The organism is Bradyrhizobium diazoefficiens USDA 110 (genome assembly GCF_000011365.1).
Lineage (GTDB): Bacteria > Pseudomonadota > Alphaproteobacteria > Rhizobiales > Xanthobacteraceae > Bradyrhizobium > Bradyrhizobium diazoefficiens.
In genome coordinates this window covers 6,694,326-6,709,391 of record NC_004463.1, presented here as the reverse complement: position 1 = coordinate 6,709,391, position 15,066 = coordinate 6,694,326, and the positions used below count along the sequence as shown (strand labels likewise).

The 15,066-nt window shown below is 64.2% G+C and carries 15 protein-coding genes; 8 read left to right on the top strand and 7 right to left on the bottom strand.

What is annotated here, in order from left to right:
- The first annotated feature begins 5 nt into the window (after window positions 1-5).
- From BJA_RS30825 to BJA_RS30810, 4 genes are read left to right on the top strand one after another with little or no spacing between them, the layout of a single operon-like run.
- A complete protein-coding gene (locus BJA_RS30825; protein ID WP_038966698.1) occupies window positions 6-851 on the top strand; it encodes an ABC transporter ATP-binding protein in 846 nt (281 codons plus the stop codon).
- Complete coding sequence (locus BJA_RS30820) at window positions 848-1,633, top strand: ABC transporter permease (RefSeq protein WP_011088831.1); 786 nt, start codon at window positions 848-850, stop codon at window positions 1,631-1,633. The genes BJA_RS30825 and BJA_RS30820 overlap by 4 nt, the downstream gene beginning before the upstream one ends.
- Window positions 1,630-2,397, top strand: coding sequence for an ABC transporter permease (locus tag BJA_RS30815; protein ID WP_011088830.1), 768 nt, complete (start codon window positions 1,630-1,632; stop codon window positions 2,395-2,397). The genes BJA_RS30820 and BJA_RS30815 overlap by 4 nt, the downstream gene beginning before the upstream one ends.
- A gap of 38 nt (window positions 2,398-2,435) precedes the next feature.
- The gene (locus BJA_RS30810) at window positions 2,436-3,482 is read left to right on the top strand and encodes a hypothetical protein (protein WP_011088829.1); all 1,047 of its coding nucleotides are present in this window, start codon (window positions 2,436-2,438) and stop codon (window positions 3,480-3,482) included.
- Here the strand turns inward: BJA_RS30810 and BJA_RS30805 are convergent.
- From BJA_RS30805 to BJA_RS30785, 5 genes are read right to left on the bottom strand one after another with little or no spacing between them, the layout of a single operon-like run.
- Window positions 3,479-4,471, bottom strand: coding sequence for a 3-hydroxybutyryl-CoA dehydrogenase (locus BJA_RS30805; RefSeq protein WP_011088828.1), 993 nt, complete (start codon window positions 4,469-4,471; stop codon window positions 3,479-3,481). The genes BJA_RS30810 and BJA_RS30805 overlap by 4 nt on opposite strands.
- Before the next feature lie 3 nt (window positions 4,472-4,474).
- Window positions 4,475-5,563 carry an NAD/NADP-dependent octopine/nopaline dehydrogenase family protein gene (locus tag BJA_RS30800; RefSeq protein WP_038966697.1) on the bottom strand — a complete coding sequence of 363 codons (1,089 nt, stop codon included), beginning with the start codon at window positions 5,561-5,563 and terminating at the stop codon, window positions 4,475-4,477.
- The gene (locus tag BJA_RS30795; protein WP_011088826.1) at window positions 5,560-7,095 is read right to left on the bottom strand and encodes a class I adenylate-forming enzyme family protein; all 1,536 of its coding nucleotides are present in this window, start codon (window positions 7,093-7,095) and stop codon (window positions 5,560-5,562) included. Before BJA_RS30795 ends, BJA_RS30800 begins: the two co-directional genes overlap by 4 nt.
- A 2-nt stretch (window positions 7,096-7,097) precedes the next feature.
- The gene (locus BJA_RS30790; protein WP_011088825.1) at window positions 7,098-8,387 is read right to left on the bottom strand and encodes an acyl-CoA dehydrogenase family protein; all 1,290 of its coding nucleotides are present in this window, start codon (window positions 8,385-8,387) and stop codon (window positions 7,098-7,100) included.
- Window positions 8,350-9,213 (bottom strand): alpha/beta fold hydrolase, encoded by an 864-nt coding sequence (locus BJA_RS30785; protein ID WP_011088824.1) that lies wholly within the window; start codon window positions 9,211-9,213, stop codon window positions 8,350-8,352. Before BJA_RS30785 ends, BJA_RS30790 begins: the two co-directional genes overlap by 38 nt.
- A gap of 196 nt (window positions 9,214-9,409) precedes the next feature.
- Here BJA_RS30785 and BJA_RS30780 point away from each other — a divergent pair, with 196 nt between their 5' ends.
- From BJA_RS30780 to BJA_RS30770, 3 genes are all read left to right on the top strand, one after another.
- Complete coding sequence (locus tag BJA_RS30780) at window positions 9,410-10,171, top strand: SDR family NAD(P)-dependent oxidoreductase (protein ID WP_011088823.1); 762 nt, start codon at window positions 9,410-9,412, stop codon at window positions 10,169-10,171.
- A gap of 43 nt (window positions 10,172-10,214) precedes the next feature.
- Entirely contained in the window at window positions 10,215-11,051 is an 837-nt protein-coding gene (locus tag BJA_RS30775; RefSeq protein ID WP_011088822.1) for an enoyl-CoA hydratase family protein, read from the top strand.
- 187 nt (window positions 11,052-11,238) lie between these two features.
- Window positions 11,239-12,489 carry a flavin-dependent oxidoreductase gene (locus tag BJA_RS30770; RefSeq protein ID WP_011088821.1) on the top strand — a complete coding sequence of 417 codons (1,251 nt, stop codon included), beginning with the start codon at window positions 11,239-11,241 and terminating at the stop codon, window positions 12,487-12,489.
- A 95-nt stretch (window positions 12,490-12,584) separates the two neighbouring features.
- Here the strand turns inward: BJA_RS30770 and BJA_RS30765 are convergent, their stop codons facing one another.
- The gene (locus tag BJA_RS30765) at window positions 12,585-13,040 is read right to left on the bottom strand and encodes a cupin domain-containing protein (RefSeq protein WP_011088820.1); all 456 of its coding nucleotides are present in this window, start codon (window positions 13,038-13,040) and stop codon (window positions 12,585-12,587) included.
- 27 nt (window positions 13,041-13,067) lie between these two features.
- Window positions 13,068-14,243, bottom strand: a complete 1,176-nt coding sequence (locus BJA_RS30760) for an ABC transporter substrate-binding protein (protein WP_038966696.1) — start codon at window positions 14,241-14,243, stop codon at window positions 13,068-13,070.
- Between the two features lie 278 nt (window positions 14,244-14,521).
- On the opposite strand from BJA_RS30760, the gene BJA_RS30755 reads away from it, so the two are divergent.
- Complete coding sequence (locus BJA_RS30755) at window positions 14,522-15,013, top strand: MarR family winged helix-turn-helix transcriptional regulator (RefSeq protein WP_011088818.1); 492 nt, start codon at window positions 14,522-14,524, stop codon at window positions 15,011-15,013.
- The last annotated feature ends 53 nt before the right edge of the window (window positions 15,014-15,066 follow it).

Sequence of the window (15,066 nt, the reverse complement as noted above, 5' to 3'; positions counted from 1 at the left end):
ACGGGATGAAGGTCGTGCCTTCGAGATCGAGCGAATGGGTGGGAGCGGTGACGCCACAAAAGCCGGCTTCTGCGATCATCGAGATCGACCGCGTCTCGCAGGTTTTTCAGACCTCGTCGCGCAAGGATCATCTGGCGCTATCGGAGATCTCGCTGACGATCGCCGAGGGCGCCTTTGTCTCCATCCTTGGTCCGTCGGGTTGCGGCAAGTCGACACTGCTCTACATCGTCGGGGGCTTCGTCAGCCCGACCAGCGGCGCGGCGAAGATCAAGGGACAGGCGATCACAGGACCCGGTCCGGATCGCGGGCCGGTGTTCCAGGAGTTCGCGCTCTTCCCCTGGAAGACCGTGCTGGGCAATGTGATGTACGGGCCGCGTCAGCAGGGCGTGCGGACCCCTGAGGCCGAAGCGCAGAGCCGGGCGCTGATCGAGATGGTTGGCCTCAAGGGCTACGAGAACTTCTATCCCAAGGAATTGTCGGGCGGCATGAAGCAGCGCGTGGCGCTGGCCCGAACGCTCGCCTACCATCCCGAAGTGCTGTTGATGGACGAGCCGTTCGGCGCGCTCGACGCTCACACCCGGACGCGCTTGCAGAACGATCTCCTGAACATTTGGGAGCGCGACCGCAAGACGGTGCTGTTCGTCACACATTCGGTGGACGAAGCCGTCTTCCTGTCGGACAAGGTCGTGATGATGTCGAAGTCGCCCGGCCGCATCCGGCAGGTGATCGATATCGATCTGCCGCGGCCGCGCCGCCGCAACGAGCTGTTGCTCGATCCGCGCTACCAGAAGTACGTCGTCGATATCGAGCGCATGTTCGACGAGGTCGACGAGACCGGATCGCCGTCATGACATTGCTGGCTACCTCCGCCAGACGTGCTGCCCCGGTGTTCGCCTGCATCGGGCTGCTGGCGATATGGCAGGTCGCCTCGCTCGCGCTGAAGAACGACAGCTTTCCGACGGCGATCGAGGCGGTCCGGGCGATTCCGGATATTCTCGGCGACAAGGAGTCGCTGATCAATATCCTGGCCTCGCTCCGCCGCATGGCAATCGGGTTCGGTGTTGCAGTGCTTGTTTCGATTCCTCTCGGCCTGCTGATGGGACGCAGCCGCGCAGTTGCGGCCTTCTTCAATCCGCTCCTGATGGTGATCTACCCGGTACCGAAAGCGGCCTTGATGCCGATCATCATGCTGTGGCTGGGGGTCGGTGATATCGCCAAGACGCTGGTGATCTTCCTCGGCGTCAGCCTGCCCGTGATCTATCATAGCTTCGAGGGCGCCAGGGCGGTCGAAGAAAAGATGCTGTGGTCAGGTGCGGCCATGGGGCTCTCGCCCTTGCAACGGTTGGTTCGCATCGTGTTGCCGGCGGCGCTGCCGGAGATCCTGACTGGCTGCCGCACGGGCTTGGTGCTGGCGCTGATCACAATGATCACCAGCGAAATGATTGCCCGCCAGTCCGGCGCCGGCAACATCCTGTTCAACGCGCTCGACATGGGTCAATACGACACCGTCTTTGCGATGATCATCATCGTGGGAGCGATGGGAATCTGCCTCGATGCGATCTTCGAGCGGGTCCGCGCAAGGCTTGTGCGCTGGTCCGAGCCTCAGTTCGACATACCGTTGAGCTTCTCATGACGCCGCGTATTCTCCCATCAAATGTCCTTCTCGGAATCGCGCCAATCGTGCTGGTGATCGCGGTTTGGCAAGGCCTGGTGTCATTCGGCTTTGCGCCTGCGGTCCTGCTGCCGCCGCCCGGGTTCGTCTTCAGCCGGTTGCTCCAGCAGCTCGTGACGTGGACATTTCAGCAGGAGATCGCGGCGACCTTGATCCGGTTGTTTGCCGGCTTCGCGATTGCGGTCGTACTTGGCGTCAGCATCGGCATCGCTGCTGCTGCCAGTCCCGCGATCGATGCTGTGGTTCGGCCGATCGTCCGCGTGTTGGCGCCGTTGCCAAAGGTTGCGCTCTATCCGGCGCTCCTGCTGCTGCTCGGCTTCGGCCACGGATCGAAGATCACGCTGGTGGCCGCGGATGCGCTGTTCCCTATTCTGTTGTCCACCTACTACGGCGCCTCGACCGTCGAGCAGAAGCTGATCTGGTCGGCCATGGCGGCGGGAACGCCGCGCTATGAAGTCCTTTTCAAGGTGGTGCTGCCGGCGGCGATGCCGTCGATCCTGACCGGCTGCCGGATCGGCCTTGTCATTTCCTGCATCGTGGTGTTTCTGGCCGAGATGATCACGTCGACGGACGGGCTGGGCCATGCCCTCGTCACGGCGGCCCGGACGTTCCAGGCCGTCGACATGTTCGTGCCGCTGATCACGATCTCGCTGCTCGGGTTGATCCTGAACGCGTTGCTGGGCGTCGTGCGATCGTACCTCCTACGGGGCTTTCCCGAAGCGTGATCTGACGGAACAAGAAACCACGATACCGGGAGTGAACCATGCTGGCTGATCGCATCGAAGCAAAATGGATCGACGCATTTTGTGAGATTTTCGAACGATGCGCCGTCAAGGCCGGCGATACCGCGGCGATCCTCTCGGAGACGCAATCGCGTGCGCTGAATGTACATCTGGCGGAACTCGCGCTGCTGCGGATGGGCGCGCGGCCATTTCATGTGGTGATGCCGACGCCGCGCAATCGCAATATCGTTCCGGTTCGTTCGACAGGCGCGAGCGAGGCGATCCAACGGCTCGGCCCGGTAATCAGCGCGCTTCAGCAGGCCGGCTTTGTGGTTGATTGCACCATCGAGGGCCTGATGCACGCGGTGGAGACGCCCGAGATCCTCAAGGCAGGCGCGCGGATCCTGGTGATCTCCAACGAGCACCCGGAGGCGCTGGAGCGGATGGTGCCGGACCCCGCACTCGAGAAGCGCGTTCGCGCGGCGGCGAAGATGCTGCGCGGGACCAAGCGGATGCGGGTCACCTCGAAAGCGGGCACGGCGCTCGACGTGGACATGGTCGGTGCATCAACGGTCGGCGTGTGGGGCTGGACCGACAAGCCCGGCACGCTCGCGCATTGGCCGGGCGGCATCGTCGTCAGCTTTCCCAAGAGCGGGACGATCAACGGTACGCTTGTGATGGCGCCCGGCGACATCAACCTGACATTCAAGCGCTACCTGACGTCACCTGTGAAGATGACGTTGAAGGACGATTACGTCGTCGAACTGGAAGGGGAGGGCACGGATGCCGCAATGATGCGTGCTTATCTTGCCGCCTGGGGCGATCGCGAGGCTTACGCCGTATCGCATGTCGGTTTCGGCATGAACCCTGGCGCGCGCTATGAAGCACTGTCGATGTACGATCAGCGCGACACCAATGGCACGGAGATACGTGCGGTCTCCGGCAATTTCCTGTTCTCGACCGGCGCGAACGAATTCGCCGGCCGCTACACGGCAGGTCATTTCGACCTGCCGATGATGGGAACCACTATCGAGCTGGACGGCGTCGCGGTTGTGCGGGACGGCGTGCTTCAGGACGTCTTCGGTTAGTCGCGGTCGAGCACTGGCGGGCGAGCCAGCTCGAAATGCCGGAGCAGGTCGACCATGGCCTGAAGCCGCTTGGCCCGATAGGCGTCGACATCGAGCCCGGAATAATCGAGAAAGCCTGCGCCGGTTCGCAGGCCGATCCGGCCTTCGTGCATGTTGCGCGAGATGACGTCCGGCGCGCGATAGCGGTCGCTGCCGAGGGCACCTTCGAGATAACGGCTCGCATAGTAGAGGATATCGCCGCCGCCCCAGTCGATGAACTCGAGCAGCCCTAGCACGGCGTAGCGGAAGCCGAAGCCGTAGCGGATCGCCTTGTCGATCTCCTCAGCGCTGGCGACGCCTTCCTCGACCATGCGCGCGGCCTCGTTCATGGCCAGCGCCTGGATGCGCGGGACGATGAAGCCGGGCGTCGCCGCGCAGACCACCGGCACCTTGCCGATTCCCTCAAGCAGCGCCTTGACCTCGTCGATGATGGCGGGATCGGTGGCTTTGCCGGGCGAAACCTCGACCAGCGGGATCAGATAGGCCGGGTTAAGCCAGTGGACGTTGAGGAAGCGGTGAGGGTTCACGATCGCGCCGGACAGGTCGTCGACCAGAATGGTCGACGTCGTCGATGCAATGATCGTGTCCGGCTTGACCTGTCTTGAGGCCGCCCCCAGCACCTCCCGCTTGAGCTCGACGACTTCAGGGACACCCTCGAAAACCATTCCGGCGTCGGCAAGCGCTGTGCCGCTCTGGCTGGCCGTCGCCACCGAGACACGCGCGACGAGCGGATCGACATCTGCCTCGGTCAGCAGCCCCAGGTTCGAGAGGCTCGCGAATGTCTTCCTGACTTCGCCGAGCGCATCCGTTTCCAGCTTGGCGAAGTCCTCGGCGGAGCGGGGCTTGACGTCGATCATCGTGACCCTGTGCCCGGCATAGGCGAACGCGACAGCAATGCCGCGCCCCATGCGGCCGGCCCCGAGACAGGCGATGTTGGCGCGACTGGTCATCGATCAGAATCCGTTGCGAAGCAGCGTCTGCAATTCGGCCTTGCCGAGGCCGCCGAGACCGAGCGCATCGAGCGTTCGGCCGCCTTGGGCAAAATCCTCGCCGCAGATCGCGCCACCGATGGCGAGGAAAGCCTTGGCCAACGGTGTAGCCACGCCCGCCAAGCCGGCGACGGAGACCAGCAGCGACAATCCAAGCCGCAAATCCTCGCGCATGTAGCGGTGCTCGGTCAGCACGATGCGCTCGCGCCAGTCGCCGGAGTCCGTCAGCCGGTCATGCGAGCCGCGACCATACATCCAGATTTCGCCCTCCTTCGCGTAGTGGTGAGCGAGCGGGAAATGCGGTGCACCGTAGCCGAGCGCCTCCCGCACCGCGATCCGCTCAGCGTCGAGCGCGTCGGTCACCCGGCGGATCGAGGCTTGGGTTCCTTCCTTGTGGATGTCCCATCGCTCGAAATGTTCGATCGGGCCGGCGTTCATCACGATCAGCGGCGGATGGATGATGGGACCTGCATTCATCAGCGCGCCGGACAGCGCATCTCCGCATGGTTCGATTGCGTCGGGGAAGGCGCGTCCAATCACGTCGAGTGCGTGCGGCGCCCGATCGAGCGGAAAGATGCCAACCGGCAACCGCTTGGCGCGGATCGTGATCGCGACCTCGAACGGCCCGTGCTTGCGGGTGAGCCAGGGCAGCGTGCCGGTTTCGGCAAAGCTCGCCTTGGCCTGGTTGCCGGCGTCCTGTGCGGCCTTCGCGAAGATCATCGATCCGAATGTCGCGGGCGGCAGAAACACGACCTGGCCGTCCCGCAGATGCGGTGCGACGAGCCTTGCAATATCCGGCTGTGCGAAGGCGGGAGCAGGGCACAGGATCAGTTCGACACCGTTCATGGCTTCGGCGATGTCGGTCGTCACCAGCGCCAGCTTCATGTCGTGGCGGCCGTTATGGTCCTTCACCAGGATGCGCGAGCCGTCGGCGCGATGCGCGGTGACCTGATCCGCGTCGCGGCGCCAGAGCCGGACCTCATGTCCCGACAGCGCAAAATCGCCCGCGGCCGCGAAAGAGCCGTTTCCCCCACCCAGAACTGCAATCTTCAAGATGTCTCTCCCCGTGCGCGCGATTGCGCATCAAGCTGCTTCAGCAGGAAATGCTGGACCTTGCCCAGCGCCGTGCGCGGCAGGTCGGTGACGAAGACGATGTCGCGCGGAACCTTGAAGCGCGCAAGCTGCGCCTGGAGGTACGCCCTCAGTTCCTCCGCTTCGAGCCGACAGCCGGGTCGCCGGATGACATAGGCGATCGGCACTTCGTCCCAGCGCGGGTCCGGCCTGCCGATCACGGCGCATTCGCTGACATCGGGGTGTTCCAGCAGGACGCGCTCGACCTCGGCCGGGTAGACATTCTCCCCGCCGGAAATGATCAAGTTCTTCTTGCGGTCGCGGATCCAGAAATAGCCGTCGGCATCGCACAGGCCGATATCGCCGGTGCGATACCAGCCATCGCTCAGCGCATCGTGCGTGGCGTCCGCATTACCCCAATATTCGAAGAACACGTTGGGGCCGCGCACAGCGATCTCCCCTGGCGTGCCCGCCGGCACCTCACGGCCGGCCTCATCAATCACCTGCGCTTCGCAGCACAGGCCCGCAAGTCCGGTTGATCCCTCTCGCGAGAGATCGCCGCCAAGCCGCGTATAGATCGCGATGGGGCAGGTCTCCGTCGAACCATAGACCTGGAGCACGGGAACGCCGCGCGCGACAAAGCGGTCGATCAGGTGCGGCGGTACGATGGTCGAACCGGTGGCCACGGCCTTGAGCGATGAGAGATCGGCCGTGGTCCAGGCGGGATGCTCGCTTGCGGCCTGAATGATCGCCGGCACCATCACCGTCAGCGTGGGTCGATCGTGCGCGATCGCTGCGAGCGCCGTGTCCGGCGTGAAGCGGGCGTGGATCGTGACGGTCGCGCCGAGCTGGAGCGCCGGCGTGGTCTGGATATTGAGACCGCCGACGTGGAACAGCGGCAGCACCGTCAGCACGTGATCGTCGGACGTCATGTTGTGCATGTGCTGGCTCATCACGCCGTTCCAGAACAGCGCTTCCTGACGCAGCACCGCGCCCTTCGGCCGGCCGGTGGTCCCTGACGTGTAGACGATGAGGAGCGGACAAGAGAGGTCGGTGTGCGGATTTCGGCTGGTGAGATCGCTATTTGCCAGCAGGCTTTCGAAAGTCGTGCCGCGCGGCGGCACAAAGTCGAGGCCGACAACGGATGTCCCCGGCGCTGTTCGCACGAGCTCGGAAAGAACTCCCTCAAATGCCTGCTCGAGCACCAGCACCTTGGCGCCCGCATCGGTGAGAATGAAGAGCTGTTCGGCGATCGCCAGCCGCCAGTTCAAGGGCACCAGCATCGCCCCGAGCCGCGCGCAAGCATAAAGCAGAACCAGATAGTCCGGCCGGTTCAGGCTGAGGATCGCAACGCGATCGCCCCGGCCGACGTCGAGCTCCTGCTTCAAGGCCGTGGCGGTTTGCTCGATACGCGCGGCAAACGCCGCGTAGCTCAGCCGCTCCCTCCCGAAGGCGATGGCGGTCTTGTCTGGCGCGAACGCCGCGTTGCGGTCGATCAGACTACAGAGGTCCACCGTCAGTCGTCCGTTTCGCCAGCCTCATACAGCGCCTCGCGCCCGATACGGTCGAGGCAAAGCTCGGCCGTCCAGGGCAGCATCAGGGAGCCGCAGCGGCTGTCGCGATAGATCCGCTCCAGTGGGAGCGAGCGAAGCATCGCCTGGCCGCCGCAGGTGCGGATTGCGAGCGCGGCGAGCTCATTGGCTCCCTCCATCACCGAATATTGCGCGGCATAGGCGCGCAGCACCTGCTCCTTGCTCGGATTGGCGCGCGCTTCCGTGACGGCCTGGAACCAGATCGACTTGATCTGCTCGAGCTTGATCTGCATTTGCGCGACCGCGATCTGCTTGGTCGGGTACATCCGTCGCTTGACCGGCGGCATGCCCGGCACCTCGCCGCGCAAGTAACGCACGGTGAAGTCATAGGCCGCTTGCGCGAGGCCCATATAGGTCGGCGACAGCGTCAGGAACATGTGCGGCCAGCGCATCGCGGCCTGGAAATAGACGCCGCGCGGCATCAGCGCGGAATCCTCCGGGACGAACACGTCCTCGAACAGCAGCGTCCGCGAAACCGTTCCGCGCATGCCGAGCGGATCCCAATCGCCGACGACGGAGACGCCCTGTGACTTCGCCGGAATTGCGACGTAAAGTGTGTTGCGGCGCGAGGCCTTCCCGCCTTCCTGGATTTCGGTGCAGAGCACGCCGTAATAGTCGGCATGACCGGACAGCGATGCAAAGATCTTCTTGCCGTTGACGATCCAGCCGCCCTTCACGGGCTTTGCCTCCGTTCCGAAGGCGACGCCGCCCGCGGCCGCCGCACCGCCTTCGGAGAAGGGCTGCGAGTAGATCGCGCCGTCCTCGACGATACGCTTGTAGTGGACCGCGCGCCGCCGCTCGTGCTCGGCGCGGGTCTCCGCGTCCATGTCGAGATCGTCCGCGAGGGGGCCCGACCACAGGGTGGAGCAGACATGCATGTTCCAGGTCAGCGCGGTCGCGCCGCAATAGCGGCCGATCTCGGCTGCGGCCAATGCATAAGTCTGGTAGTTCGCGCCGAGGCCGCCGTGCTTCTTGGGGACGGCGATGCCGAGCAGGCCGACGCGATGCAGGTCGCGATAATTCTCGGTCGGAAAGGTCGCCTCGAGATCGTAGGTCGCAGCGCGCCCGGCGAACACGCTCTGGCCGATCTCGCGGGCGCGCGCGATGATGCCGGCCTGTTCGTCGCTCAGGCGGAACGCGACGGGATCGAAGATCGGTGCATCCAGCATGACCTTGTCACTCGCGCCGATCGTCTTGCTGACTTGCATGGTCATTGCGCAGGCACCTGTGTTTTGCAACGACGGAGTCCAGGAACTTGCCGAGCGCCTCGTCAAAGGCCTCGGGACGTTCAAGGTTCGCGAGATGGCCGACGCCGGCCAGCTCGACATATTGAGCCGAGGGAATGTAGGTCGCCGTCTTCGCCATCATCGGCGCTGGTGCGTTGTTGTCCTTGGAGCCGGACAGCAGCAGCGTCGGCACGGAAATATCCTTGAGCGTGCTGCGCTGATCGAACCCGATCAAGGCCAGCATCATGGCGCGATAGCTCGCTTCGGGCACGCTTCCCATGCACGCACGCGCAAGTTCCATCCCTTCCGCATCAGGATTGTCCCCCACCAGCTCCTTCACCAGCGAGGGCGCCAGCGACCTCATCGTCTCGCCGCGATCGAGCGGTCCGAGCCGCGCTGCGATGAACGATTTCTGCCAGTCGCCATCGGCCTTGCCGAACGCCGGGCTGGTCTGCGCCAGCACGACCGCGCGCGCCAGTTTCGGCGATTGCTCCAGCCATTTCTGGACGATCATGCCGCCGATCGAATGTCCGACCAGAATGGGCCTTGTTGCGCCGAGCTGCTCGATGAATTGCTGGAGCGCATCGGCCAGGGCAGCGATGCTGACGCGGGCAAGCGGCGCCGATCCGCCATAGCCCGGCATGTCCCATGCGATCGCGCGGAAGCGGTCGCCGAATGTGGCAAGCTGGTGCCGCCAGGCGCGCGCCGCGCCGCCAATCCCATGCAGGAAAATCAACGGTATCGCGCCCGGATCGCCGGCGGCTTCATAGGCGAGGCGTCCGTCCTTCGTTATCATCGGCGCAGGTTGCGGCACGCGATATCCTCTTGCTGGGCCCGGCGATGCTAACAGGCCTATCGTCGATGGGAAGAGATAATTTTATACTTAAAGCAATTTTCGGGCCGGTCTTTCCCGCGGGGGCTTTCGCGACGTCGACTGGCGCCGTCGTTGCAAAAGTTTGAAGGTTAAAATATATCGGAGGCACGATCAGCAGATCCCAAGGAGCCAGCGCATGTCCGGATTGCCGCACTCGCCGCACGCACTGGTAACCGGTGGCGGCCGTGGAATCGGCCGCGCGATTGCAGCATCCCTCGTCGGCGCCGGCGCCACCGTGACGGTGCTTGGCCGGAATGCCGCAATTCTGGACGAGGCGGTCCGCGCGGGAGCGGCGCATTTTGCAGCTGTCGCCGATGTCTCGGACGAAGCTGCGCTGAAAGCAGCCATCGTGGAGGCGCATGCGCGAAAGCCGATCGACATTCTGATCGCCAACGCGGGCAGTGCGGAGTCCGCACCGTTCTCCAAATCGGACAGCGCCCTGTTTGCGCGCATGATGGACGTCAATTTCATGGGCGTGGTCCATGCCGTTCGCGCCGTACTGCCGGGGATGAAGGATCGCCCCTATGGCCGCATCGTCGCGGTGGCGTCGACGGCGGGGCTGAAGGGGTACGCCTATGTCAGCGCGTACACCGCGGCCAAGCATGCAGTGGTCGGTCTCGTGCGTTCGCTCGCCCTCGAGATGGCCGGCAGCAACGTGACCGTGAATGCGGTGTGTCCCGGCTTCACGGACACCGATCTGGTCGCCGGCAGCATCGAAAACATCATGAAGAAGACAGGGCGAACCCGCGAGCAGGCGATCGCCGAGCTCGCCAAGCACAACCCGCAAGGGCGGCTGATCTCGCCTCAGCAGGTGGCCGACGCCGTGCTTTGGTTGTGCGGCGAGGGTGCCGGTGCGATCACGGGGCAGGCGATTGCCGTTGCCGGCGGTGAGATCTAGCGTGCGCGACGCAGGCCCGGAACAAGGAAGCTAAGGAGATCGTATGAGCAGACCAGCCAATCCCGTGACCCTGCCGCTCGCGGACTATTCGCCGCAGCACTTCCTGCTGGCCGTGGTCGACGGCGTTGCCACGGTGACGCTCAATCGTCCCGAGCGGAAGAACCCGTTGACCTTCGAGAGCTACCGGGAGCTTACTGATTTCTTCCGCGCCTGCGCGTTCGACGATGCGGTCAAGACGATCGTTGTCAGCGGCGCCGGCGGCAACTTTTCGTCCGGCGGCGATGTGTTCGAGATCATCGGCCCGCTCGTGAAGATGGATACCAAGGGGCTCACTGCGTTTACCCGCATGACGGGAGATCTCGTCAAGGCGATGCGGGCGTGCCCGCAGCCGATCGTGGCCGCGGTCGAGGGCATCTGCGCGGGCGCCGGTGCGATCGTCGCCATGGCGTCGGACATGCGCCTTGCCGCGAGCGGGGCCAAGGTCGCGTTCCTGTTCAACAAGGTGGGCCTCGCCGGCTGCGACATGGGCGCCTGCGCGATCCTGCCGCGGATCATCGGCCAGTCCCGGGCCTCCGAGCTGCTCTATACCGGCCGGTTCATGACCGCGGAGGAGGGCGAGCGCTGGGGCTTCTTCAGCCGCATCGTCACGCCGGAGCAGGTGCTGCCCCAGGCGCAGCTCCTGGCAAAGCAGATCGCCGAAGGGCCGACCTTCGCCAACACCATGACCAAGCGGATGCTGGCGATGGAATGGGCGATGTCGGTGGAGGAGGCGATCGAGGCGGAGGCCGTTGCTCAGGCCCTGTGCATGACCACAGCGGATTTCGAGCGTGCCTTCCAGGCCTTCGCCAACAAGGTCAAGCCGGTCTTCAGGGGCGACTAAGGCGGTTGCTTTTACCCGTGGAGGGGCCAGCAATGGGGACTTGCGCGAAATTGGGAGCTGAGAATTAAGGCTAAGCCCAAGACCCCGGCCAAGCTCAAGGTGGAGGCGACAAAGCCGCTTGCGGCGGAGTGACCGCCCATGCGACGTTAACCCCATTGCCTGGCGTATTTCGAGTGGAGTAAGGGCGATGAAGGCGATTATCGTCGGTGGCGGTATCGGAGGTCTCACCACGGCATTGATGCTGGGCTCGCGCGGCATCGCTTGCGAGGTTTTCGAGCAGGCCGACACCATTCGCGAGCTTGGTGTCGGCATCAACACGCTGCCGCACGCCATGCGAGAGCTTGCCGGCCTTGGCCTGTTGCAAAAGCTTGACGACGTCGCGATCCGCACCGATCAGCTCTACTACCTCAACCGCCATGGCCAGGAGGTCTGGCGCGAAGCCCGCGGCATCGACGCGGGGCACGACGTGCCGCAATTCTCGATCCACCGCGGTCGCCTTCAGGGCGTCATCCATCGCGCCGTCGAGGAGCGGCTCGGGGCGGAGGCAATCCACACCGGCTGCCGTCTTGGTGCGTTCACGCAGGACGAAGGCGGCGTTACGGCTTTCTTCTTCGATCGCTCAGGCGCACACATCCACACGGCGCGCGGCGATATCCTGATCGGTGCCGATGGCATCCATTCGCGCGTGCGCGACACGCTGTTCCCGAACGAAGGACCGCCGTGCTGGAACGGCCTGATGCTGTGGCGCGGCGCGCGCGACTGGCCGCTGTTCCTCACCGGCAAATCCATGATCGTGGCCGGTGGCCTCAACGCCAAGGTCGTGATCTACCCGATCGCGGAGGGCTCGAGCCCCGCGAGCCGTCTCACAAATTGGGCGGTGCTGGTGAAGGTCGGCGAGGGCAATGCGCCGCCGCCGCGGAAAGAGGACTGGTCGCGTCCGGGCCGGCGCGAGGAACTGATGCCGCATGTGGCGCGCTTCTCGGTGCCCTACATCGATGTGAAAAGCCTGATCTCGGCAACGCCTGAGTTCTACGAATATCCGACCTGCGACCGCGATCCCTTGCCCTATTGGTCCTCGGGACGCGTCACGCTACTCGGCGATGCCGCGCATCCCATGTATCCGGTCGGCTCGAACGGCGCCTCGCAGGCGATCCTCGATGCGCGGTGCCTTGCCGACGCGCTGGTGCGCGCCGAGCATCCGCGTCAGGCGCTGGTCGAATATGAGAAGAAGCGCTTGCCGATGACCGCCGATATCGTTCGCTCCAACCGGCGCGGCGGCCCCGAAGGGGTCATCGACGCCGTCGAGCAGCTTGCGCCTGATGGCTTCGACAATGTCGACAACGTCCTGAGCTATTCCCAGCGTGAGGCGATCGTGCGCGGCTATGCCACCAAGGCCGGCTTCGCTGCGGTGCCGGGGCTCGCGGCGGTGCGCGCCTGAGACGCAAAAGGGCGATGAACCATCATCGCCCTTTTGGTTTTTGATTGAGCAAGACCTTCCGGAAAACCGCCGCGCGCTTTTCCGGGGCCGTGCCGCTAGCCGCCGGGAGGCGGCGGCAGGAAGTGGATGTTGAACTCGGCGGCCATCGCCACCACGTCCTCAGGCTTCTGCTCCTTCATGTTGTGAAGGCCCCAGAACAGGTCGAACAGCTTGCGGCTCGGCGCCACCCAGAACAGCACTTTTGCGGTCTGCTCCGACTTGTTGAAGATGCCGTGCGGCACGCCCATGCCGAGGCGGATCAGGTCGCCTGCGGTTGCCTGTGACTCCGAATTGCCGAGCATGAAATCGAGCTTGCCCTCCAGCATGTAGAGATACTCATCCTGGTCGGGATGAATGTGCGGTGGCACGAATGTGCCCGGCGGCAGCGTTGCGTGCCAGGAGAAGCTGTTCTCGGCATAGCTCTTCGGCACATAGGTCTGGCCGAGGATGTTCCAGGAAATGCCCTGGATGCCCTCATTGGCCCGCGTGATGCCGGTGATTTCACTCTTCATTGCAGTCCTCCCGTAACGCGATGCGGCTTAGTTTGCCGCCTTGCAGTCCTTGGCATAGCGGTCGCCGTAGTTCTCAAAGACCTTCTGGACGATCTCGGTCTGGAACTTGCCGTCCGGACGCTTGGCGACCTTGGTCAGGTAGAAATCCTGGATCGGATAGCCGTTGGTGTTGAACTTGAAGGCGCCGCGCAGCGAGGTGAAGTCGGCCTTCTTCAGGGCAGCCGCAACGGCGTCCTTGTTGGAGAGGTCGCCCTTCACACCCTTGATGGCGCTGTCGATCAGCATGGCGGCGTCATAGGCCTGGAAGGCGTAGGTGCCGGGCACGCCGTTGTAGGCAGCCTCATAGGCCGCGACGAATTTCTTGTTCTGGGGATTGTCGAGATTGGGCGCCCAGTTCGCGCCGCCGAACATGCCGACGGCCGCGTCCTGTTGCGCCGGCAGGGTCGATTCATCCACCGTGAAAGCCGAGAGCACCGGAATGCTATCGGCAAGGCCGGCCTGCCTGTACTGCTTCACGAGATTAACCCCGAGACCGCCCGGCATGAACGTGAAGAGCGCATCGGGCTTCTGCGAGGAAATCTTGGAAAGCTCCGGCTGGAAGTCCAGCGTGTTCAACGGCATGTAGGATTCCTCGACGATCTCGCCCTTGTAGTCGAGCTTGAAGCCGGCGACCGAGTCCTTGCCGGCCTGATAGTTCGGCACCATCAGGTACATGCGCTTGTAGCCGCGATCCTGCGCGACCTTGCCGAGGATCTCGTGAACCTGATCGTTCTGGTACGAGGTCACATAGAAGAACGGGTTGCAATCCTTGCCGGCAAAGGTCGACGGGCCGGCATTGGGGCTGATCAGGAAGACTTTCGATTCCGTCACGGGGCGGTGGATCGCCTGGAGAATGTTGGAGAAGATCGGCCCGACCACGAAGTCGACCTTGTCGCGTTCCAGAAGGCCCTTGACCTTGGTCACCGCTGCGTCCGGCTTGAGCTCGTCGTCGACCACCACGACCTCGACATCGCGGCCGCCCATCTTGCTGCCGAGATCCTTCACCGCGAGTGCAAAGCCGTCGCGAACCTGCTGGCCGAGCGCGGCGGCGGGTCCCGACAGGGTCACGATCACACCGAGCTTGATCTTCTCCTGGGCGAGGGCGGGGCTCATTGCCGTGCCGAGCAGCAAGGCGGCTGCGGCCAAGGTCGTTTGCGTCTTCATGGTCTGTCCCCCCGTGACATCAGGGCCTGCGCTGCAAGCCGCGTACTCCAATACAAGCTTATGCCGATGATGGCTGCCGCGGCAAGCAAAGCTCAAGACGCCGCCATCTCGCGAGGCAGCGAGCATGCAAGCGGCGCGCCAATTACTTGAAGCCTAAAGAAATCGACGTGCGGTCGATTGCTGCAGCTTTGGACTTGCGGCCGGCTTCAATTTATTTGAAGCTCAAAACGTTGGGAAGCCGTGCTGGCGCCAATGCCGGCCGTCAATGACTGCATCAGATGCTTGATTCCGAGACCAAGGCCGTCGAGACGCCGGAGGACCACGCCGAAGAGCTTCGGCTGTGGCTGCGTATGCTTACCTGCACGACCCTGATCGAGGGCGAGGTCCGCGGCCGCCTGCGGCAGCGGTTCGACGTCACGCTGCCCCGTTTCGATCTGATGGCACAGCTCGACAAGGCGCCCGATGGCATGACGCTGTCCGATGTCTCCAAGCGCATGATGGTCTCCAACGGCAACGTCACCGGCCTCGTCGAACGTCTGGTGGAATCCGGCCATCTCGACCGGCGCACGTCGGAGACCGACCGCCGGGTCCAGGTGATCCGCCTGACAAAGCTCGGGCGCGCCGAGTTTCGCCGGATGGCGGCGGAACACGAGACCTGGATCGCCGATCTCTTCGCCGACCTGACGCCGAAGGATGTGCGCGAACTGATGCGGCTCCTCGCCAAGACCAAGGCGTCGGCGCAGAAGTCGGCTGGCCGCCGCCGGGCGTAGGTCCCGCGGGCCGATGCGCCCGCCAATCCCACCTTGCCGCAGGAAAATGCACG